Source organism: Hoylesella timonensis 4401737 = DSM 22865 = JCM 15640, from assembly GCF_000455445.1.
Lineage (GTDB): Bacteria > Bacteroidota > Bacteroidia > Bacteroidales > Bacteroidaceae > Prevotella > Prevotella timonensis.
Window position 1 is genome coordinate 145,787 of record NZ_HG417098.1, and the last position, 23,687, is coordinate 169,473.

Consider the following 23,687-nt stretch of genomic DNA (forward strand, 5'->3'; position numbering starts at 1 on the left):
ATAGATGTTTGTTTCAGGAGAAGAATTCGTAAAGAGAATTTCTCCAAGGTTTAGTCGTTTCCCTTACTTTCTTTAGCTGCTTTTGCCTTATTCTTCAAATACTCGAAGCGGTTAATCGCTTGTCGACGGGTATGAATGATTTGATAACGATACACAAGGCAAGTGAGTATGAAGTAAACTAACACCTGTATCCACAGTGCTTGATATTCGGTACGGATGTCAGCTAACGTAGCTCCCATACTATGAACACGTAAGAATCCCCGTACACCAAAGGTAGAGGGGAAAAGAGTAGATACTCCTTGCCACATTCCTGGTATGTTATGCTGCGGCCATGATATCCCTGTCATGAACAAAAGGGGTATGGATGTGAAGACAACCAATAGAATCACATTTTCTCTATAACGTACGAGACACGATAATGTCATACCAAAAAATATACAAGCGAGTATATAAGGTACAAGTAATCCGATGAGGGAACTCTCTGTGGCTAATGAGGTAAAACCAAAAAACTTGGGTACCGCCAGTGCTAAATAAGTACCGAGTACGATGTAAAGCATGAAATAGGCCATGGATTTCCCTAACACAATACGAAAGATGCCATTATAATGGCGGCTGATTGGAACCAAGTCTTGATATCTGTTATTCTCTCTTGCAGTACCAGCAGCTAAGCCAATGCCCAAGAGTAGCGTTTGCTGAATAATCATCATCAACACTCCTGGAATGATGGCATTGCCATATCCTCCCGTTGAGTTGTAGATTTGTACTTCGTCTACAGCAAGAGGTTGGGTGGCAATTTCATCATCTCGCTGCGTATATCCTCCAGTTTGTTGTACTTGGAGTTTTGTGTTTTGACTACTGGCTGCAGCTTGTGCGCTTTGTAAAATGGCTTTATAAGTGAGCATAAGACTCATATCGCAGTACACACTCACGTGCGCTTGCTCACCTCTATATATCTTTTTTGAAAAATCCTCTGGTATGTAAACAATGCCATGTACCACCTGTTTGGCTACCAAATCTTGCGCTTCAGGGAGACTGTTGCAGTAGTAAGCAACCTTGGTTTCTGGTGATGCGTCGATAGTACGAATGAAATCTCGGCTTAACTGTGAGTTGGCATAGTCGACGATAGCCACAGGAACGTTTCTTGTCACTTCATTGTTGTAGGCCCAAGAATAGAGCAGAGGATAGAGAAGTGGTACCAAGATGCAGAATATCAAAACGCCCTCGTCGGTGAACGATGAACGGATTTCCTTCATCCAGATGTAGCACATATCCTGTATGCCTTCTTTGATTCTATATAATAAGCCGTCGTTCATTGTAATTTTTTGCTCCTTGAATGATTTAACAGGTTGTAGGTTTTTGCCCTGAAATGTTTTATGGAATGTATTTGTAAATAAGCATGGCTCGTTTGATGTTTCGCATCGTGAACACGGGCAGAATGATGAAGATGCCCAATGCCAACAGGTTGAACCATGCATCGGTTAACGGAAATCCATTGAAGATGCACATCTGGTAGAGCATGTAATAATGCCTAAGCGGGAAAAGCTGTGCCATTGCCTCTATCATAGGATTCATGGAAAATACTGGGAAGGTAGCACCACTGGTGGTAAAGCTCAGCACTCCCCATAAAGAACAAACGCTCATTGACATTCGAAGCGAAGGAACAAGTCCGAAAATGAAGATTCCGAACGCTTGTGAAGCAAGCACGGCAAGCAGTCCTGTGAATAAAATTGTCAGCAAACCTCCTGTGTGTGGAAATTGAAGCACATAATAAATATAAATCTCAAAGGCATAGAATATGGTGAGGAAGATGATGGTTTGCGGTAACATCTTACCCATCATTGCCACATAGATGTTATTGTCAGCCATCCCCAACCACTTCTTCGACTCCTTAAACTTAAGTTCTGTTCCTATCGAGTAAGCAGAAATGAGGAAGATAAAAAGCATAAGCACGCCTGGAATCATCGTGGTACTGAGGTAGACATTGTAGTTCGCCCATGGGTTGTTGACCATGTGTAGGTCGAGAGCAATGGGTTGCAAAAAGGTTCGTATCTCGCCTTCAGTTTTCCCCATCGCTGATAGTTTGGCTGCTGACACGCCTGCCGAGCCTAATGTGGCAATGGTCTTGAGATCCTTAAACAAGGTAGAACCAGCAACGAGTGTCACACTACTGTAATAAAAAGAAATCTTTGGTTGGCGCGCACTCACCATGCCTTCGGTTGTCCCATTGGGTATGAGTAGGAACGCATATATTTCATTGCGTTGTATAGCTTGTCGGGCATCGTTCATGTTTGGATAATGTGCCACCACTTTCGTCGCTTGAAAAGCATCCAAGTTTCGTATCAAACGGCGAGAAGTGGGTGTGTTATCCTGATCTACAACACCTACTGGCATCTCTACAGGTTGCCCTTCATTCATTAAAGAGGTGAAAAAGAATATGATGAGCAGAGGGAATATGACCATGCAAAACCCGTACATGGGGTTTTTAATCAGTATTCCACATTCGCGCAAGGCTATTTGCAATATTCTTTTTACCATTGTTTTGACAGAAAAAATTTATGTTGAATAGGCGGAAAAATACGTCTACGATTCGCGTATGATGAGAGACATACCAGGGCGAAGACCTTCAAATTTCTGAATAGGGCGAGCCTTTACCTCGAATGTCTTCAAATCATATTGTCCATTAGTCTTCGTTGCTTTCCATACAGCATACGACCCTTGATCTTTAATGTAATACACCTTCATGTTGATTTCTTTATCGAAAGCAGGCGAGTAAGCCTTGAAGGTGTCACCAACTTTCAAGCCTTTGAGTTGATCTTCGCGTACATTGAACGTGCCCCAAAGGTCTTTCATCACAGAAATGCTCATGATTGGCGACCCTGTTCCTACCAATTCTCCTTCTTTAGGATAGATAGTACTTACCTCACCCTCTACCTTTGCTATTTGTACGGTTTCTCTCAAGAGCGATTTTACTACGTTTACAGCACCTTGGGCAGCCTGTGCTTGTTTAGCAGCGGCACGTTTTTCTTCAGTTCGTGCACCATTCTTTGCCAAATCATATTGACTCTTTGCTGCCTTTACCTGCGCTTCACGAGCCTTATAGGCTGCAAAAGCTTCGTCACGTTTTTGAGCACTCATCACACCTTGATCGAAAAGATTTTGTACTCGCTGATAAGACTTTTGTGCTATGTCGCATGCTGCAAGCGCTTGTTGCCACAGTTGGTAAGCTCCTTGTATTTGCTCCTTTCGTGCGCCGTTGTCAGCCATGTCGCTCATTGCAGCAGCAGCCTGTTGCGTCGCTGAAGCCGCTTGCTCTTGAGCATTCATTTCGGGTGCTTCGAGTATAGCAAGGGTGTCGCCCACTCGAACATAGTCACCTTCTTTCACCCTGAGTTCTAAAATACGTCCTGGTATCTTGCTTGATACCCGGTATTCAGATACTTCTACTTCTCCTTGAACAATCTCTGGCGTTCTTCCAAGTGTGAAGAAACCGATGATAGCCACGAGGATAACGGCTGCGGCAAATCCTAAGATTGCCAGCAAGATATTGTTGTGTTGTGTTTTTGTCGACATGATGTTATTATTGTAAGATGCCCAGTGCCTTTTTGAGGTCAACTTCGGCAAGTTTAACTTCTACTTCTGCGTCTATTTTCTGTGTTTGTGCTTTTTGCCAAGCTGTTTGTGCTGCCATGATTTCCGTTGCGTTCATAATGCCTTCTTTGAATCCCAAGTTGGCGCATCGCAGGTTTTCTTCTGCACTTGAAATATTCTTTAACGCCATGGCAAGCTTTTTACGAGCCTCCTTGAACTTAAATTTACTTTGTGTAACTTGCAGTTCAATTTTCTCTTGTACATCACTCATGTTGAGTTCAGCTATTTGGGTAGACGTACGTGTGGCGCGCACTTTGTAATCGCACTCAAACCAGTTCCATACAGGAATTTGCACCATCAATCCCACGTTCCACATTCCAGAGAACTTTCTTTGAAATCCGTTAAACATATTGGGATTTGAGATGATATATCCTCCTGTAAGGGCTACGTGTGGCAAGTAAGCAGCTCGAACGAGCTTGGTATTTTCCTTGCTTATATCAATGGTATTTTGTAGCATTCTTAATTCTGGACGAGTGCTGAGAAGATCAGTGTTAGGATAGCTGGTTGGTGTCATCACCGTTCCTAACATTTCATTGTCTTCATCTGCCAGTGTGATGTCGTTTTCTAAAGATAAACCACAGAGTTGACATAGCAACATCTTAGCGAGTGATACGCCATTTTGTGCTTGTGTGATTTGCATGTCAGCCTCGTTCACTTTCACTTCTACTTTTAGACCGTCAGCACGTGTCGCCACTCCCTGTTCTATCATTTGATGAACATCGTCGTTGAGTTTGCCCACTAATTGACGATAGCTATTCGCCAACTTTAGTTTCTGGTTGAGTGATACCACCAGCCAGTACGCATGGTCAATGTCGTAGATGGTCGTTTGTGTACGCAATGTTAGGTCGTTGGCAGCCAATTGTTCCGTGATATCAGCAATATTGTTTGCTGCTATGATGGCTCCACCTAAATAAATGGGTTGTTTCACCACCACAGAACCAGCCCATACTTGTCGAGTATCGGTTCGAAGTGCATCGTTGATGCTACTGCCAATAGTGTTGCCAGTCTGAGCAACCGATTCCCCAATCGTTCCAAGCAGAGCACCCATGTGCTGTGCCATTTGAGGAGAAAGTACTCCCTGCTGTACCAACGTTGCAATGTTCCCAGAGATTTTTCCGCCAATAGCATTATTGAGCTGCGTACCCATGCTCCCAAATCCTGCCTTTTGCTGGTCGTTGAGTAAGGAAATCTCTCGACTGAAGTATGTGTATCCACCGATAGCATCTACCTTGGGAAGGTATTTCGTACGCAGTGCCTTGCGAGTGTTCTTTGCAACGTCTTGCTGAAGTCTGGCTACATTCAGTTGCTTGTTGTTGCGCAGTGCCATCGCTCGACAGCTGTCCAGTGTGAGCTTGGTTTGTGCGCTAAGGGGTAGCACCGTACCCACAAGCATGAATATAGTAAGCAATCTGTTCATGATAAATATGTAATACCTTTAATTAAATGTGAAACTTCTTGATCCTATCATATTCCCTTCTGCGAAGATACTCACTTGATAACTCCCTGCCACTAACGCCTGATCTATATTCCAGTAAGTTGTGACATTTGTTTGGGCGCCACCATATTCAACAGTTTTCTTCATAGAAGCTTGTAAATTCTTATTTTCGTATGGGAACGTTCCTGCCCCACCAAGAACAGTTCCTGTCGGTGAGACAATTCTAACGTAGAGCGTTCGCATGCCATTGGTTGCAGTAACGTTTTTTGCAATGCTAAAATCAACTTGTAGAGTTTTCGCTTTTTTCATCTTTGAAGTAGAACGACCTCTTTTATCACGCAAAGACATATTGATGTTGATGGCATCTAACTGTGCGGCTATTGCTACTTTTTCAGAAAGATTTTGCTTCTCTGTGCTAAGTCCTTCAATCTGTCGGTTGGCAGCTTCATATTCTCCTTTAATACGAGTATTCTCAGCTGTGAGATTCTGATTAAGACGATTGAGCGAGTCTATTTCGAGCACATAACTACGCAATACTGCACGAACTGTTGCCAACTCTCTTTTTAAGCGTGCAATTTCTCTCGCATCATTGCTTTTCACTTGTCGTAGTTCGTTGAGTAATTGTTGGGTTCGCTGTTGTTCTTTGGTGAGTTGTGCAATAATAGAGTCGTTGCTGATTTGCGTCTTCATCTCGCTATATTGGTTGGCGAAACGCTGGTATTCGTTTTCCATTTCTTTCTTATCCAACTCTGCTAAGGCTTGCATTTCTTTGTTTTGCTCTTTTTGCTCAAACAAATAATAGGTTAAAATGCCTACGCCCGTCAGCAATAGGATTATAAAAACAAGAATTGGAATTACAACCTTTTTATTCATCACTAATCACTTATTAATATGATGCAAATTTAATGAATATATCTTGAACAACAAAACAATTAGTGCTGGTAAATATGTTAAGTTCATTATTTCGTCTTTTTAAGTTAAAAAATGAATAGTTATTCGTCAAAATCTCTGATAATTACCGAACTAACCCTCAATAGAAAAAATCGAAATTTGTAAGTGATAGTCCCCTTCAACACTTACGATTCTTTCTTTGAAGACTCCTATTTTTACAACAAAAAAACATTCTATTCGAAAATTATTGGTGCGGAACATGACTAAGTTACCAATACTGAATTTTCTTTACAAAGTGCCTTTCATAACTCGCGTAAAATCATCCAACGGCAAAGTTGGTCGCAAATACGCGAAATATAAGAAAGTTTCATAACATCTTGGTATTGAAGTTGTTACGTTTAATCCTGCTCTTTTTCTTTCTATTTTCATCCTTTTTTGGCGATTAAAGCATTGAGATAAGCCTGCAATTTGCATGCTTTAAGGCTGCTGAAGCATGTGAACAACACCTCTAATACGTGTTTCCAAGCGCGTTAAATCAATGTTTCAACTTGAAAAGACATCTTTTTTGCTCAAATCAGCCCATTTTTGCAGTTCGTTTGCCTATTGATTTTTTCTATTTTGAAGATTTTAGATGACCGTTTTTTGGTAAAATAACAGGACAAAAACCTCTAAACATTTTATCTGAAAAAATGAAAATTTGGAAAAAGATAATGATAGTTGGATATTTTTTCTTATCTTCGTAGAGTAATAACTTAGCCCACTAACAGCAATGAACTAAAAAGTAGGCACAAAACTAAAAGCAAATGAACATAGGAGATAAGGCGCCCGAGATATTAGGATGCGACCAAGACGGAAAGGAAGTGAAGTTGGCAGACTTCAAAGGTAAGAAATTAGTGTTGTACTTTTATCCGAAAGATAATACGCCCGGTTGCACGACAGAAGCATGCAATCTGCGCGACAATTATCAACGTTTTCTGGGTGCAGGCTATGCCGTAGTGGGCGTGAGCGTGCAAGACGAGAAATCGCACAAGAAGTTTATTGAGAAGCACGAACTTCCATTCCCACTGATTGCCGACACAGAGAAGACATTAAACAATGCCTTTGGCGTATGGGGTGAGAAGAGCATGTGCGGCAGAAAATACATGGGAACTTTCCGCACCACATTCATCATCGATGAAGAAGGTAAAGTGGAGCGTATTATTACACCGAAAGAAATCAAGGTGAAAGAACACGCTGAACAGATATTGGGATAAAATTTTCCCCTTACTCTTCCGAACAAGGGGGATGCAAATGTAACGACTGAATCTTCCCGCAACAATCAAAAAAGCGGGAAGTTCTTTGCGGTATAAGAAAGCACGAGCACAAACTTCAGTGTTTTATACCTGCACTTGTCACATAGATAAGTAGTCCAATCATCTTAGTTCCCCCGCTTTCGGTGGAGCTGAGAGAGTCATTGCTCTTCCTACTCTTTCGTCATCAACATGCCGTTGCCTGCATCAATCTGCTGTCGCTCAACGTCCAAACGATAAATCATGATATTGTTAGGATCGCCAAAATCACATACCAACTTTCGATTTTCGTAGTAAAACGTTCCCGAAGATTTTTCTCCGTCAATGCTCTCTGTGATTTTGTTTCCATGAATGGACAACAGAATGTCGCCATATTCGGTCGTAAACTTCCAGTTTCCCTGAATCCAACTGGGTGCTTTGCCTGGATGAATTTCATCATAAGGATCGACAGATTCGTCCTGCACGGCTGTTAAATTATCATCTTGAGAAGGCACCCCCATTGTCGTTTCTGACAAAGATGCACCATTATACTCATGCGTCTTAGCCGACTTCCAACAACTTCTGATGCTAAATACAACCATAATGAGCACGACAAAAAAGATAAAAGTGCAAGAAGTATAAAAATGCCCCTGCTGTTTTTGTTGTTGTGTGGGCGTTGTTTTACCCGTTATAGAGGAAGGGCGATTCGGCTTTGATGCTGTGGAAGCGTTCGGTTTTTGCCAATCTAATATTTCTGATGACGACTGACGTGAAGTCGTTGTAATCCTGCCAGCAGGCGTATCACTTGAGGTTTCTTCATTATCCAAAGCACCTCCCTGTGGAGAGTCGGTTGGAGTTTGCTGGTTTTGGACTCCTTCCTTTCGATCAAATTCGCCGACAGAATCCTCCTCTTGTTGAGAGTTTACAAGATGAGTAAACGGAGTTCCACATCTGGGGCATACACACGACACCTCCGTCATGCCAAATGGAATGTTTGTCTCATATCGCAACCTACACTTCGGACACTTTACTTGCATATTCTCTTTCACGTTTTTAGGACATAAGCACCTGCAGGGGCTTAACCAAATTTTACAATTGCCTTGTTCGTGATTCGCCAAGAATCATTTTCCAAGACGGCAGTTCCTTCTTCAAGGGTCTGAATTTGTTGAGGATAAGGCGACAAATTTCCCTGAACCTTGCATGCGGTTTTCACAAATTGAGACACACTAATCATGGCAGTAGCAATGGCATCGGGCGTGTCGAGCATGATAAACGTTCCATGAACACCATCGGTGGTGCTCAACTGGTAGATGCTTTTTCCTACCTGTTCGGTTTCCGAACTTCCTGTAAAGACACCTTCATCGTTGGGAGCTGTCATAAACAAGATGCGATGTTGAGGCGCTTTCCCCTCTGTCTGTATATCTGTCGGGGCGGAATTGACAATAGATGCCTGAACAGCCACCGTCTCTTTGTTTTCCTTGTCCGTAGAGATTTCTATCGGATGGGATGAATGTGCCTCGATTTGCTGTTCTAAAGATTCTACCCGTTTATTCAGTTGAATAAGATGTCTTTCCAATTCTTGGATTCTATCTTCATAGGGTTCGAGCAAAGACTGTATTTGCCGTTCTATCTTACTTTCAAACATATTGATTTTTCTATTGTTCACATTGCACTAATGCAGATGATTGATAAGATTGTCACGGATACTTCCGATAATAGGATAAAAGAAGAGTGTATCCTCTATTGCATCACTTCCATTCTTCTCTTCTTGGTTCTTATTAACGAAATTCCAACCATTGATGAGATGATGTTCCAAGTCTTTATTCACCAACTCTTTGAACATCTGTAGGCTTCGGTTATCCACCAAGAAACGATCTACAACGTGAATGTCCTCACACAACTGGCAAAAGAAATCATTAAATTCACGCACTTGCGCGATTATCTGTGCTCGCACCTGAGGATTTTCCATGTCTTCATAGCGCACAGTTTCTTTCTCTATCATTGAATAGTTGTACTTAATGGAATTGTCAAAGCTATCCATTAAACGATTGAGCTGCATCACTTCTTCCACACCCCTACTGTCATTCACCTGCATCAATGCGCCACGACAAGTGATTTGCTTTGGCTCATTCTTTTCCATGACGATATTAAAGCCGTCTGCATTGTACTTCTGACCATATACACGCTCAATAACAGCCTGCGAAATCAAATCCAAATCTCGCTGCGTTCCAACGATATCAAGGACTTTTGAACCTGTACCAGAAAACATAATACTACGTGGCATATCCAAATTTCGATGCTTCATCATCTTTGCGACATAATAGATGAGGGTGACAAAGAAGTAGATAAAAATTATTTTACGCTGTTCGTCCTCATTCAATCGCATATTATAGGAGAACACATCATTTTGGGCAACCACTTTATTGTTAATGACCGAAAACAAAAAAGCATTGATGTCTTCCGATTTACGCTTAGCGGTAATATCGTCCAAAATACCATTTAGCTCTCCATATCTGTCATCATCGCTATCGAACAAGCGTTTGAAGTAATCCACATACTTAATCAACATGGGGTTTGTGTCGCCCTGCGGCACATCTGAGAAGCCATCTCCAAACAGGACATTCGCTGCAAAACGGAACGAAGTGAGGATAGTTGGTTGCTGCGCATTGCTCTCATAAACAACGATGTCGCTTGAGCCGCCACCGATATCAATACTTGCCACGGTGTTGGCGGCACCCTTAAACGAACTCGAACTCTTATAGAAATAGTAAGGAGCCACACTTTCAGGCATCTGAATGAGATTGTTATTCGTCACTGGAATGCCAAAAACTTCAGTGAAAGTTTTTGCCCACATTTCGCCCAACTTGCGCACATTGCCCACTTTCATAGATAGCGGATAGAACCACACCAGTCGAGTTTTTGTAATGTCGCCATTTTCCAATAAAACTTTGGTACGCATCAACAACGCCAACTCCATGAGATAAGCCCTAATTCGCTTGCTATTAGCCATCTCCGTAGACCATTTCAGATTAGGAACTATGCGATTGCCATAGCCTATAGATTCTTTTTCGTAAATGAAAGGAATGTTGGCATCGCCCAAAGCAACAATCTGATCGACATTCATCGCATCTAATCGCTCACATTCTGACAATACTGTTCGTTGTGGAAATCCATAACTTTCGCCAATCACCTTGGGCAAGAATTCTTGCTTCATGATGACATCGTATAAAATACTCTCTCCATTATAGGACGTGGCAATAAGACGTTCACGGGCCGTAGAACTAATAGAAAGAGGTTCGGGCATGTTATCAGCCTTCATAGATTCAACATGAGTGTTGGTTGTTCCAAAGTCAACGGAAAAGGTGTACGCATCATGTCCAGGGACATAAGATGGCCAACGAGGACAAAGAACACCTTGTGCGGAGGTGTTTCCGTGATCATCTGATAGGGTGATAGCAATATAATCAAAATCACTTTGCAAACGATAATAAGTAGAACCAACACGCTTTTCTGACTTCAAAGAACGATTACGGATAAGAACTTCATCTTCTTGCATTCCATTTCGATAGCCATTTTTAAGGAAAGTCAAGTCAATATTGAAATTCTCCAAAGCACCCAAAGCCCTATCTACCAGTTGCACGTTGTATTGTTTCAGCCCCTGAGCTCGAACAAAAGGAAAAACACTCAAGGCAAAAGGCACTGTGATAAAGTGTCCATAATTGTTCTTCTCATCGTAAGTAAAATCAATGTTAGAGGTAGATACATACGTACGTTGAAGCGTGATGAAGTGTCTTTCTTTTTTAACTGGTATTCGCAAGATAGCTGTCACCTTTTCTATACTTCCTGAAACCGTATGTTGAAGTTCGAAACGAGGTCTTCCTTGAATGGTTCCCCAAAGGTCTTGTACATCAAAATACTTAAAATATAGAGGCTTCAATGGTAAAACAAAGCTGCACTGATCGGTTTCTCGTGAACCAACTGTAAGATTTCCTTCGAAGAAACAATCCTTGTCAAGCGTATAATCCAACTTGATTAAGGACGGTTGGAAGAAATCATCGTCGGTTAACCAAGGATACTGATGAGTCGTTGCAGGTAGGATACGCTTTTCTGGAGCAACAGCATAGTCTGCAGGTGTTATTTGAGTGTTGTCATCCCAAGTGCCTGTGATGTATTTGAAAGAATCTACTTGCGTGGCAAGAAGATGATTTTGCAACACCAGTGGAATTACATCCTCGACCGAACGTGAAGGAATCATCTTAAAATCACTTTCGGCTATTGCCTGTTGGATGTCCTCTGGGCGAGCTGAATAGAAGGGTACGCCCAGCGCTTGTATGCCTTCATCAAGGGGCATGAAATTGTTTTCCAAGAATGAGCGAGCGTTTTCCACATGCCCTAAATCCATGGCAGCAGGATTACCTATTTCACGTAGTATTTCATCTTGTACCGTTTTCGATAAAAGAGAGAAATTAGTAATCAGATAACTGTTCACTTCCTCGCATTGATTCTTCAAGTTTGGATATGCTGTAAACAGCGCATAGATATATTTGATGAACCGTGTATCACGCATATAGAGTGGTCGCCAAAGCTCAAACAAATTGACATTTTGCTCCACAGGCAAATCATACATCCCCTCCTTCGCATTCGGCGAAGCCATAAAGAGAGTGACTGGAGAGGTTGATCCGATGACTTGATTTCCATAAACCAAGAAATAAAGTCTATCCATAGAATCAAAATTAAAGGCTTCTTGGTCTTGTTGCAGGAACATCTCAAGTGTTTCACCCAACAATTGGTGCTGTGGTGAGTCCTTTAATCTCTGTAGTTCTGTACTACGATTCCATTCAATAATATGCAATTGATTACGCAATTCGGAATAATTGAAAAACAACTGTGCAACGTCTAACGCATTTGCAACAAGCTTTTCATCCATCGCTTCTCCTTGTAGACGTTCGTGCATGGAGAGCCGTTTGAATGCGTTTTTTACCAAATCCATTTGTGCAAATGGAGACGGGATAGCGGTACGAGGTTGTTGAGATAGCCCATCATTAGGGTCTTCTATCATTGCTATCTCGTCTGCATTATACTGACTGGTGAGAGGAGTCCATCCTTCTCCCGTTGTTTTCTTATTATATGATAATATCTTTGACATGAAATATCGTTTCTATATGACGGCTCAACTTATGTTACACTATGGAGTTGTATTTTTCATCCAACAGTTTATCCAAGGATTGATCCAACAAATCCATGAGTTTATATGCCACTTGCTCTTCACCATACTTATGAGATTTCGTAGCTTGTTGGCTCGTTTTATTAAGCATAGAGAGCACTGTCTTGTAATCAATGGTTGACTTAAACAGACCAGTCTTTGGAGCTATATCCGTTAGAGCGTCAGAAAGTTTATCTGTTGTAAGATTGAAAGGAATGAAACTCCGTTGATTTACTTTGAGTTCTTTTAACCATGTGCGATAGGCAACAAAGAAATTACTGGTCAATGTATTATAAAAACTTGTCGACACAAAACTCTTTCCTATCTCTGGTTTGTCTTCTGTGTACCCTCGTCCTATATCATTTTGCAGTTGATTGGTTATATACAGATAAGCTAAATAAAACTTTGCCATTTGCTTATTGATTTGGTTTCGAGTAGAGATACCAAAATCTTTCAATGAGAGTGTTCGCTTGTCGTTTGCCAATCCATACTCCTTAAAAATAGGATTGAGTGCCATTCCATCAATTGTTTCCATTTGACTATCGGGTATCTGCAAGAAGTCTAAGATGGATAATGCACCAACATATTCTACTACATGCGCATCATTCCGCTGACCATTCCCACCGGGATCATTAAAATATGGATTACTCGGTACTTCATCCCCCAAATAATAACATACATTCACCTTCGACTTAGGCAAATCAACTCCCCCTTGTCGAATCCCTGTCAAGTTATCATGATAATAGAATAGAGCCGACTTTGTTTTAGAAATGAAGTCTGCTCGCGAGATAGGACTATTCTCGTCTTGCTGCACATTAAAGTAAGGAAGCACGGTAAGCGTTCCTATTTTTGCATCACGCAAATCACCACGGTTGTTAATCTGAATGTTGTTCCCTGCGTTTCGGATATTCTTCACAATAATAGGATAACCAGCTGCTCCCGTTCCACCAAAGATGCTGCTCACTACAAATATGCGGTCATTCTTTTGGAACACATTGGAGAATTGTCGAAACTCTTCTGAATCTTTGAACTGATTCAAGGCAACAGAGCCGATATTGGGCGATCCAACGAAACCAATGTCCATCTTTGTGTTGAGCTGGTCATTTGAAAACAACATCGAACATAAAGCTTGATTGCCAGAATCTAACGTAGCATAAGAAATAAAATCCTGAAACTTCTGGGAAGCAATGGAGCCCATATTGAAGATGAAAGTATCACTTAGGTTACTTCCATTAGGCAGGATGTCGCTCAATGTTGATATCTTCACGGAATAAAAGCCATGCGTTACGTCTACCGATTCGCCATACAGAGATTTCCGTATCTGTTTATACCAGCGCAAAAGGTTGTCGGTACGCTTCAAATCTTCATTTGCTTTATGTGGATCTACGATGATAGGAATGACTTCCAGTGGCATCGGTTTGCCCGATTCGGTTGTAGGATGTACCCCAGCAGCAAACTGCATGATAAGAGGTCGCATGACACGCGATCCTGTTCCACCTACTAAAAACAAAAATAGTCTCACAATAATATTTCTAATAATTCATAAACTTCACTAACTTCTATCTACTATTCTGGTATTGGCGTGTGTCTGCAATTGGAAGACCACCAACGCATGGAGTAGCTCGCAATGATGAATAGTACCGCCTCAACTGCAAGATTGATGATACAGAAGGCTGAGAGTTGTCCACTAAAGTCCAACCCATCATCTGCAAATACATGATCTGCGTAGACATAGGTAATGAGGGGGACGATGACCATGGCAACACATAACATGATTAACCAATGATACCAACGTGAAAAACTCACCGAATTGATGACATAATAGTAAACTCCAGATAGCCCCCATGCTACCACTGCACTGATAATAGCTACCACCAAATACAAGTTGGCGGCATACATCTCGTTAGAAAACTCCCGAGAATAAAAGAGAGATTCAAACAGAGGAGTAGAAAAAATAATGAAAAGGAGTGTCAATACGGCTCCTGTAATTAATAATATGGTATTCTTTTTCATATTTCAAATGATTGTTCTTCAATTGTGGCAAGTACCTATGAGCATTCTATTTGGTGGATTTTTTGAGCTATCAATTATCTCTTAAATTCCAATTCCAACTCAAAATAATAGGGTTCTCCATCCGATTTTTTTTGATAACTGTTATATATTCCTTGTAATAAGTATTTCAGTCCAAAGGTGGTTTTACTGTCAACAGTGGTGTCATCATCACTCGATGAAGCTGCTACCCATGCTGGCAAATGATTCATCAGCTTGATATCAACATCCTGATTATTCGATAATTTCTCTAAGGATAATATAAATAGGTGTGTAGCAGAACCGATATATTTCTTCTCGGCTGGTGTGATATCCGCTTTAGTGATAGGACGGATTTCTTCAATGGTTATTTTGTCGTCCGACTCAATCTTATAGTTGCGAATATCTGTCAAGTAATCTTCGTCAATAAGCATTTTACTTAAATCAACCGCTAACACTAACCGAACGTCGCCACTGTTCCTGTCTTGCTTAACACCTTCTATGTCTTTAATCTGTGTTCCTTGCCCTCTCTCTGGTTGGAAGCGTCCTCGTATCTTCGGATGACTTAACAACAAGGAATAATAAGGCTCGTAAACATCATCGGATTCGAATAGATACATGTTCTGATATCCTTTGAGTTCGGACAGTTTAGCAAACGATCCGTAGTCGGGATCAGTGGTCAGACGAGCGATGTTCTCATTATTTCCTACTATCACAATATAATAAGGTCGCTTTCCATGATAAGCCGTTCCCTTACTGGGAGAATTATATGGATAGTACAACCCATCGTAAGACCCCATCATCTTGACAATGAGCATGGACTTTTTCTTTACTTCATCTTTGAAAACTGTATTGGTCATGCTCTGAGCTTCAGCGAAAACTTTCTGCGGATTGACGCCCACCATATTCTTTGTAGAATAAATCATGTCAGTCATCAAGATACTAATTTCGTCGTCTTTCGTCTTGTTGAGTATCTGATTAAATATGGCTCCGAAGTCCGTGTAGCTTGGGTCGCCAATGCCCTTTGTAGTAGCAAAGATGTCATTGTCGTTCACAAACTGCTGGATTCCTTGTGGATAAGGATTGATAGAACTATTTACCACATAAATTTTATGTTGCGAATTATTGCCAGGCAAGTTGTTCAGCATCTGTACAATTGCAGCCTTGAATGAGCCGTCACCTTGTGGAGAGTCGTAAGCAATCATGGAGCCAGACCGTTCTAAGAAGAAATTAATTTTGATGGGTTCATCATTCATCCCTACGAAATCTATCTTCTTCGCCTCACGACCACGACTAAAAAAGTCTTCTATATACTCTTTGACTTCGTCTTTATCAAGCTTTCCTCCCTCATAAAACTCCTTAAAATGTGCTTTCTGACTATCAAGGAACGACTCTATCGTCATCCAGTCATCGTGATCAATGACAGCATCGTCTCCAGCAAGTTCAAGGAGTAGGTGGTTCAAATCTTTCTTTGCACTATTTCCGCAACTTACTAAAAAGGCGGTAACCGTCATGAAAGAAAGGATAACCCATGAGCATAATATCTTCTTCATTCTCTTTATCTTTGTGATATTTTATACAAAAGGTCGTAGCACTGTGAAGCAGAATCTCCCTTTATATAAACAAGTACATAAAGTAATGATAGATAAGGTAAACCTAAATCTTCCATTGTGTTCTCTACAAAGTGCCTATTCCTTGCAAAGATAATGTAAAGAGAGCGGACTTACAAATAAATTAAGTCTTTTTTATTTTTTCTAAACGCTTGGTTTTCATGAAACAAAAAACACACTTCCCAATAGAGGTTCAATGCCTCAAATCATGAGAGTGAGTTGACTACGAAGGCACGCAAAAAAGCGTACTCAACGGCTTAAGAGCTAAATATCATCCTCTTCTTCTGGATCCGAGTCTGTATCATCCAACCTCGTATTGCGCGTATCCAGTTGCGTGTCTTTATGAATAGTGATTGCACCCAAGTTAGAAACCTTCATCACTAAGGGTACATACTCGTCGCTCATCTTGTCGGGAGAGCCTACACTAACCGCAAATTGAATATAATTACCTTCGGCTTTGTCGAACACAATACCAAGAAGAGCGCTATTTTTTCGATACGCTTCATCTACATACGACACGAAATCTGCCTTAGAAAACGTGCGATTAAAAAACTCAGAGTGGTCGTGTCGAAGAATTTTGAGCGTAATTTGATTGTCATAATACTTGTTTCCCATGCCGTCATCTGCCAATGGTAAAGCCTTATCCGACTGTCTACTCACCTCAACAACATAGTTGGTGCCCAACCACTCTACAGGCATTGATTGGTGGTAATCGCCCATCGACTGCGTTTCCTTCTTCTGTGCTGGCTTCGGTTTCGTAGCAATAATATTGGTGTTTTGCTTTTTTTCAGTGCAAGAAGACAACCCATTGCTTAGCAAGAGTAGCATCAAGAGACCTATCAAATTTTTCATTTCTTCTTTTTCCTAAATTGAATATGCACGCATTCAGACACGCTTTCCAAGACTGGCACAGCGCACATTCATAGATTTATTATTTTGCAAAGGTAATAAGAAAAAGCGAAACTATCTGCTATCAACACCTATTTATAACTTGTTGGTTCACGACTCATTCACTTAAAAAATGCTGTTTTACTGTAAAAACAAGTTTTTCGGTTGTTTCAAACGAACCTACGAAGGTACTTGTAAAACAAGAGTTTTGTCCTGTTATTTTACCAAAAAACGACCATCTAAAATCTTCAAAATAGAAAAAATTAATAGGCAAACGAACTGCAAAAATGGGCTGATTTGAGCAAAATAAATGACTTTTCAAGTTGAAACATTAACTTAACAGTCTTGTAAACATGTATTAGAGGTGCTGTTCACATGCTTCAGCAGCCTTAAAGCATGCAAATTGCAGGCTTATCTCAATGCTTTAATCGCAAAAAGATGGTGAAAACAGAAAGAAAAAGAGCAGGACTAAACGTAACAAGTTTAATAACAGGAGGTTATGAAACTTTCTCAAATTTCGCGTATTTGCGACCAACTTTGCCGTTGGATGTTTTCACGCGAGTTTTGAGAGGCACTTTGTAAAGATAATTCAGCATTTATAATCAGTCCAAACAGCATGTCTCCAAGTTTACAAACGCTGTGTTGTTGGGGCCGTTTTTCTCGAAGAGTACGCATCAATTTACCATCAAAAAATGAGGGAAATGTCATTTATGACGCAACTACCAACGAAACATAATGACGCCAAATTTTATTTTTACAACGAGTTAGTTATACGCTTTATTCCTGTTCAGAATGACAAAAACATACCAAATCCTGCATGAAAGAGATGCAACGCAATCTTGTTTTTAAAGGTATGCGTGTGACTTAATTCCACTGGCTCTCCCTGTTGCTGCAATGAGTGCTTCGCTTGGAAGGTGTACTTGGGTGAAGAATAATCGTAACCGATATATCCCTTAAAAGACAAACCGGGACGATAAGCCCAAGTTAGAGATGCCTCAGTGGAATAAACCATCGCACGAGTTGACTCCTGTGACATCAATTCGGAGACACGAGCTTGCTGACCGTCGCCCCAACTATCAAGCGTTTTCAACAATCGAGCTTTGATTTCGGGAGTGGCAAACGCCAATTTGTTGTTGTCTGGAATGGAGTTGATTTGCGCTCTTAAATCATCTACATCCACTTGCGCAACAGCATAAACGTGTTGATCGGTTATCACTCTACGTCCAACAAGGAGCTTACTTCCTACTCGCAAACGATTAAAAATAGGATAAGAGAAATACACTCCCCCACTAAAATCAAACAATCCCATGGGATAAGCTTCTGTTCCTATCAGCTTCATATAAGAGGCAATTAACTGCTTATCTACCCCTTCGATGGACAGATAGTTGTCTGGATTGACATCAAAGGTTGCTTTGATAGGGATTGCGGTAGCTCGTATCTGTCCTCCTAATCCCACATAATTGTTCAAGAAGTACGCTCCCTCCATACTCACACTGACATTTGTTCCTAAATGCAGGTGTAAATCGAAAGCGTGATCATCAACTTGATAGTTTTTAGAAGTAGAAGACTGAACGGCAACGTGCGAAACAGAAAGCTGTTCAGTACCCATGCCAGCATCTACAGTGATGCCCAAAAAAGACGGATTTTGCTGTTCGTTGGAAGAGAAAGCTTTTAGCACACTACGTTTTTTACCTTTTCCTTTCATCAGTAAGTCTGTCACGAAATAACCCAAATCCGTGGCTATAATACCCACGCCAGCACCTACCAACACATCTGTCACCCAGTGACGATTGTTTAATACGCGTCCAACAGCGGTTGCGGTAGCCATAGAATATCCAGCAACACTATACCATGGGCTCTGCGTTTGTCCGTATTCTTTGTGTAAAATGGTGGCCGCCATAAAAGCTGTTGCAGTATGTCCAGACGGAAAAGAATTGCTGGAAGAACCGTCGGGACGTCTTTCACGAACGGTGTACTTCAGTGTATTCGTAAGACCTGCCATGAACATCGCAGAGATAGCATTACTCGCAGCTAAACGTTTCCACGAACTTTGTCCTTCAACACCCGCTGCATGAAGTCCCCAAGTGGCAACGAGCGGAGCATATTGTGTAAAATTATCCCATGGTTGATGATAGTCCTTCTGAAACAAGTTCCGCATCTCTCTAAAATCATGTTGCCGTGATTTGATAAGAAGTCCTGCGGCAACGAATCCCAACCCTTGATAGGTGATGTCAATCTTGTAATCTTTTTTTGTTGTAACGCTATCGTTTACGTACGGACGTGGAGGCACCATACTGGCAGTGGAGTCGAGGTTTTGGGCATAAAGTGCTTGCGTCCGTAAACCCAACATACAAAGCATCAGAATGAAAATAACCACCCGAAAAAGAGAAGACGAATAAAAAAATAAATTTATTAGTAGATACTTTCTACACATCATACATTTGTTTCAAAATAAAGTGCAAAGGTACAGTATCTTTCTGTTTTACACAAAGTTTTTTTATTCAGCATTGACGAAATTCGTTTAAGTTATTGACAGATATCAAATTATTTTTCTATCTTTGTGCAAGGAATTAGGGATATAAGCCAGCAATACAAGCCATTGTTTGGTTCATTATCCATTTCTTTTTAATGACTATTAATTCATTGTTATGAGGTTACATCTCATTCTCTTTTCTATCTTCATGCTATGCTGCTCTTGCTCTCGCCACAAAACAGAACAAGAGACGGTAAACATAGACACCATTCCCATGATGGTGATGCAAATACAGAAATGCTCAAAACTATATACCGCAGAATATAAGGTTCATAAAATCATCACCCATGATGACAAGATGAAGCTAAATGGCTCTTTTATGAAAAAAGATTTTAGCATTAATCTGCCATTGGGAAGTCGAAAGATAGCCATTCCGATGGATGCAACACTGAAGGCTTATATCGATTTCGCTGACTTTAATGAGGACAATGTGAAAAGACAAGGTGACAAAATCGAGATTATCCTACCAGACCCTCATGTTACTCTCACCTCTACACGAATCAATCACGACGAAATAAAGCAATATGTTGCCCTCACTCGGAGCAGATTCAGCGATGAAGAGCTATCGTCCTACGAACGGCAAGGACGAGAGGCAATTATCAAAGACATTCCTTCCATGGGCATGATGGATATGGCACGTGAGAGTGCAGCAAGGACACTTATCCCGATGATAGAACAGATGGGGTTTGAAGAGTCAAACATTACCATCTCTTTTCGTAAGCATTATACACTTAATGACATCAAGTCTTTACTTGACAAAACGACCATAGAACATGGAAACAATGCCAAATAAGCAGTTCAATCGTAACCATAGATTTTCATTGATGACGCGACTCAAGATTGCAATCGCAATAGTCGTGGTGGTGTGTTTGGGCATTTTTGTCTGGAAACTCTTCTCCAGCAAGAATGGTTTCTCACTCTCTCCCAATAACGATATCAACATTACTCCTACTCAAATACAGAGCATTCGGGACATTGGGCAATGGGAGTTTTTGGCTATCAATAATGAAGAAATTATTGATACGGTGAGACATGGCTTCTTTGGAGATGCCGAATTGGTACGCATTTATTACGGAACATTACGTTTAGGAATTGATTTGCAAGACACAGATAAGGACTTCATCCGTGTTCAGGGCGACTCTATTCTCGTTCAACTCCCTCCTATAAAGCTGTTGGATCATCAGTTTATTGACGAAGCCCGCACCACCTCGTTCTTCGAAAAAGGTGACTGGACCGCAAAAGACCGCGATGATATGTACCAAAGAGCGTATGAAGCGATGTTAGAAAGATGTCTTGTAGAACAAAATATCAAAAGTGCTGAACGCAATGCCAATCAACAATTCTTCCGTTTGATGAAAGCCATGGGGCATGAGAATGTGATTATCAGGAATACGCCCTACATGCAGAAGTCCAAGAAGTAACACCTAAAAACTCATCATAAATCCAAATCTCACGCCGTTTTTGTTTACACCTGGGTGATCGTTGTAATTAAACCTGTGAACAAAATCAATGGAGAAGACTTTTAGAACGTTATGAACACCTGCCACTAACTCCATATACGGCACCTTTTTATCCATGATGTACGAACCTTCAGGGAAGACAAAAAGGTTGTCCTGACTTTGGTTTTTACTCAATGAGGGATTATTCTTGTCGGTCACTGTACCAAACATTCCTTTGAAAGCAATGTATTCGCGCCATTTCAACCGCTTAATCAAAGGTATTCGATTTAAGATTTTACCGTTCAAGTCCCATGAGATAGACCAGAAAGCATATCGATCATTGAGGAATTCCATGTTACGCATCAACGAGAAAGTCTCCTTATGTTCGAAGAAAGAAAGGTTGACGGGTGGCATGATTAGCAAGGGGAAAGGAACCCAATCCCACTGTGCACCCACATTGACGATGCCATCTACATAGCCCCAGCTGCCCAACCATTGTCGCTTGTACATGCCTAACTCCGTAAAATTTAAGCGATATTGTCCGCCTAAGAAGTTTTTTAATCCTACCGTATGTGATAAGGTAAACTCGGGACTGTCTAAGTTGATGGGAACTCTTTTCTGCTTTGTATTGATAAAAGTCTGCCCGGGACAATATCTAACTCCGAATTTCAATTCCGTTGTTCGTATCTGGTTCATTTCTTCACCGTCTTTCAAACGAATGAAATGTAAATCTCCTGCCACTTCATTACTTTCGGCTTTGATCGAACTGTTGACGCTGAAACCCCAATCAGTTTCATACACAAACGAGAGTTTCTGTCGGTTATAAAAGTACATCTGCTGCACCTTTTGCGTCTTGAAAGCCATAAAAGCATTGTCTTTGTTGTGAATTAAAAACTTATCTGCAGGCGACATCACATCATAAGCTGTTTCAAAAATAAGGTTTCGTTGTGGAAACTCGAAAGGCGAATTCTTCTTCTTATTCAACGAATAGGTGAGTTCTGTGCCATAATATGCTTTCTTAGATTTTGTTCCATAAGCTGCATAACCATTCCAAAAGAGGTGAGGATTTAGTGCTGCCATCGTACGTCCACTTAATCGAAAACGAAGACCGTCCACGAAATTCGATGAAATCAACGTATTCACTGGTCCCAAATCGAACTTACTTGGACGCTGACTACTGCTGGTTTCCACATAGTTTTCTACCAAAGCCTTAACGCCTATTATCAACCATTTGAAGTTTTTAGATTGCTCCATGCGATGCACAAACGCATCCATAGACGACTCTCCTTTGGTCAATTCCACTGCTCGATAACGATTCCAGAAGTTGTCATCTCTGACCATTGCATCGGCTTCGTGCCGGACTTTCAATCGTCCTTTGAATAATTTGTTAGGCAATTCATCAAATGCATAATCGTGCAAGCGCGTATTTCGCACCACCAATGCCTTGGAAAGGAAACTCGTTAGGGATAATTCTGCCCACATATCGTCCTTCGTCAGTACCCACTCACCGTTATCAAGTCGTGTAAATTCCTGATCTACATGTAGATTTTCTACAAAGTTTACATCGCTCTTTTTAGGCATAGTCAGCTTACATTTTTTTACATGTAATGATGAATCTGCCAAGACATACAGCTCTCCTCTAAAGCCAAAGTCTTGCTGATTGTTTGGAATGAATTGCAGATGATAGCACAAGTCCCTGTCCACATACACCGTATCTTCTATATAAAAACGGTAAAAGGAAATGGCTGTACGACCTATCGGACTGACAAACGGATATTGGAGCAATCGGATGTAATCGTCATAGATATCTACACTCTGGAAAACATCTTTCAAAATGACATTCAAAGCATCGCCTGTTTGTAAGAGTTTGTTCACTCCTTGACTCTGTTGTCCTTTAATAATCTCCTTCTCTGATTTAGGTTCTTTTCTGTAAATGTGCTGAGTCACCGTTTCATCTACAGACACAGGAAGCACTAACTTGTTGTTATAAGGACTGGTTTCTATCTGATCCAACACCCATTGTGATTTGCCAAATCTACCCGACTCTATATCTTCAGGTTTGACATCATTTAGCGATAGAGTGAGTTTTTGATATCTATTGTACTGGTAATAAGGGTAATTGTCGAGGTGACTCTGCTTCTTTGCTTCAATCACCCGCTTCATCAATTCTACTGCTGGATTATTCTTCCGAGAGTATCTCCCTCTCTTGCTCTTCACCACAACTTCATTTAAGCTTTTCGAATCTTCTTTTAATACGATTTTAAGATACGTTGGAGTGTGTGCATCTACCTTGACTGTCTGCGATTTGAAGCCCACAGAACTAAACGTGAGCACCCACCCTTCGTGTCTGGGGATGCTAAATTTACCTTCTATATCACTGGCTGCAGCCACATGGTTGCCCTTATACATGGCACTGGCAAACGGGATAGCATAGCCATCTGTATCCACAATTTCACCTGTAATCTGGGCGTTGGCGGTCAACACCATCGCCATCGTCAATACCATGTATATAATTAATCTTCTCACCTTCATCAATATCTTTCCTCATCTGATAGCACAGACGTATCGTTGTCTTTTATTTTCCTTACTCAGCAGCATGTTCTTCCAACATCATGGATGAAGAACAGCACATTTGCTTGCGATAGTAGATGCCATTCAAGCTAAAAGCGATGCAAGTTTTCTTACGATCTTGAGCCATCGACTACTACATACAAAGGTAAACATATTCTTGCAATTTTAATGAA

17 protein-coding genes are annotated in these 23,687 nt (G+C 41.0%); 3 read left to right on the plus strand and 14 right to left on the minus strand.

The window, feature by feature from the left end:
* Nucleotides 1-50: 50 nt before the first annotated feature.
* Genes BN35_RS09720 through BN35_RS09740 form a run of 5 tightly spaced genes read right to left on the minus strand, consistent with a single transcriptional unit; the run spans nucleotide 51 to nucleotide 5,956 of the window.
* Nucleotides 51-1,313, minus strand: a complete 1,263-nt coding sequence (locus BN35_RS09720; RefSeq protein WP_025072084.1) for an ABC transporter permease — start codon at nucleotides 1,311-1,313, stop codon at nucleotides 51-53.
* Between the two features lie 58 nt (nucleotides 1,314-1,371).
* Nucleotides 1,372-2,535: an ABC transporter permease gene (locus BN35_RS09725; RefSeq protein WP_025072085.1), complete on the minus strand. Its 1,164-nt coding sequence runs from the start codon at nucleotides 2,533-2,535 to the stop codon at nucleotides 1,372-1,374.
* A 45-nt stretch (nucleotides 2,536-2,580) separates the two neighbouring features.
* Nucleotides 2,581-3,570 carry an HlyD family secretion protein gene (locus BN35_RS09730; RefSeq protein ID WP_025072086.1) on the minus strand — a complete coding sequence of 330 codons (990 nt, stop codon included), beginning with the start codon at nucleotides 3,568-3,570 and terminating at the stop codon, nucleotides 2,581-2,583.
* 7 nt (nucleotides 3,571-3,577) lie between these two features.
* A complete protein-coding gene (locus BN35_RS09735) occupies nucleotides 3,578-5,065 on the minus strand; it encodes a TolC family protein (RefSeq protein ID WP_025072087.1) in 1,488 nt (495 codons plus the stop codon).
* A gap of 18 nt (nucleotides 5,066-5,083) precedes the next feature.
* Entirely contained in the window at nucleotides 5,084-5,956 is an 873-nt protein-coding gene (locus tag BN35_RS09740; protein WP_025072088.1) for a hypothetical protein, read from the minus strand.
* An 821-nt stretch (nucleotides 5,957-6,777) separates the two neighbouring features.
* Between BN35_RS09740 and bcp the strand changes: the two genes are divergently transcribed.
* On the plus strand, nucleotides 6,778-7,227 hold the full coding sequence (gene bcp, locus BN35_RS09745) for a thioredoxin-dependent thiol peroxidase (RefSeq protein ID WP_025072089.1): 450 nt from the start codon (nucleotides 6,778-6,780) through the stop codon (nucleotides 7,225-7,227).
* Between the two features lie 209 nt (nucleotides 7,228-7,436).
* Here the strand turns inward: bcp and BN35_RS09750 are convergent, their stop codons facing one another.
* The 8 genes from BN35_RS09750 to BN35_RS09790 form a co-directional block, all read right to left on the minus strand.
* Complete coding sequence (locus tag BN35_RS09750; RefSeq protein ID WP_025072090.1) at nucleotides 7,437-8,291, minus strand: hypothetical protein; 855 nt, start codon at nucleotides 8,289-8,291, stop codon at nucleotides 7,437-7,439.
* Nucleotides 8,292-8,320: 29 nt separating this feature from the next.
* Entirely contained in the window at nucleotides 8,321-8,887 is a 567-nt protein-coding gene (locus tag BN35_RS09755; protein ID WP_036893317.1) for a hypothetical protein, read from the minus strand.
* A gap of 27 nt (nucleotides 8,888-8,914) precedes the next feature.
* Nucleotides 8,915-12,388, minus strand: a complete 3,474-nt coding sequence (locus BN35_RS09760; protein ID WP_028900996.1) for a hypothetical protein — start codon at nucleotides 12,386-12,388, stop codon at nucleotides 8,915-8,917.
* A gap of 34 nt (nucleotides 12,389-12,422) precedes the next feature.
* The gene (locus BN35_RS09765) at nucleotides 12,423-13,907 is read right to left on the minus strand and encodes a hypothetical protein (protein WP_028900995.1); all 1,485 of its coding nucleotides are present in this window, start codon (nucleotides 13,905-13,907) and stop codon (nucleotides 12,423-12,425) included.
* A gap of 104 nt (nucleotides 13,908-14,011) precedes the next feature.
* On the minus strand, nucleotides 14,012-14,458 hold the full coding sequence (locus BN35_RS09770; protein ID WP_025072092.1) for a hypothetical protein: 447 nt from the start codon (nucleotides 14,456-14,458) through the stop codon (nucleotides 14,012-14,014).
* Between the two features lie 74 nt (nucleotides 14,459-14,532).
* The gene (locus BN35_RS09775) at nucleotides 14,533-16,026 is read right to left on the minus strand and encodes a hypothetical protein (RefSeq protein ID WP_025072093.1); all 1,494 of its coding nucleotides are present in this window, start codon (nucleotides 16,024-16,026) and stop codon (nucleotides 14,533-14,535) included.
* A 321-nt stretch (nucleotides 16,027-16,347) separates the two neighbouring features.
* Complete coding sequence (locus BN35_RS09780) at nucleotides 16,348-16,935, minus strand: DUF4738 domain-containing protein (RefSeq protein WP_025072094.1); 588 nt, start codon at nucleotides 16,933-16,935, stop codon at nucleotides 16,348-16,350.
* Between the two features lie 823 nt (nucleotides 16,936-17,758).
* Complete coding sequence (locus tag BN35_RS09790) at nucleotides 17,759-19,321, minus strand: phosphatase PAP2 family protein (RefSeq protein WP_025072095.1); 1,563 nt, start codon at nucleotides 19,319-19,321, stop codon at nucleotides 17,759-17,761.
* A 298-nt stretch (nucleotides 19,322-19,619) separates the two neighbouring features.
* Here BN35_RS09790 and BN35_RS09795 point away from each other — a divergent pair, with 298 nt between their 5' ends.
* Together BN35_RS09795 and BN35_RS09800 are read left to right on the plus strand one after the other, a co-directional pair.
* Complete coding sequence (locus BN35_RS09795; protein ID WP_025072096.1) at nucleotides 19,620-20,297, plus strand: DUF4230 domain-containing protein; 678 nt, start codon at nucleotides 19,620-19,622, stop codon at nucleotides 20,295-20,297.
* On the plus strand, nucleotides 20,278-20,925 hold the full coding sequence (locus BN35_RS09800; RefSeq protein WP_169337614.1) for a DUF4230 domain-containing protein: 648 nt from the start codon (nucleotides 20,278-20,280) through the stop codon (nucleotides 20,923-20,925). The genes BN35_RS09795 and BN35_RS09800 overlap by 20 nt, the downstream gene beginning before the upstream one ends.
* 3 nt (nucleotides 20,926-20,928) lie before the next feature.
* Here the strand turns inward: BN35_RS09800 and BN35_RS09805 are convergent, their stop codons facing one another.
* The gene (locus BN35_RS09805; protein ID WP_174362021.1) at nucleotides 20,929-23,475 is read right to left on the minus strand and encodes a DUF5686 family protein; all 2,547 of its coding nucleotides are present in this window, start codon (nucleotides 23,473-23,475) and stop codon (nucleotides 20,929-20,931) included.
* Between the last annotated feature and the right edge of the window lie 212 nt (nucleotides 23,476-23,687).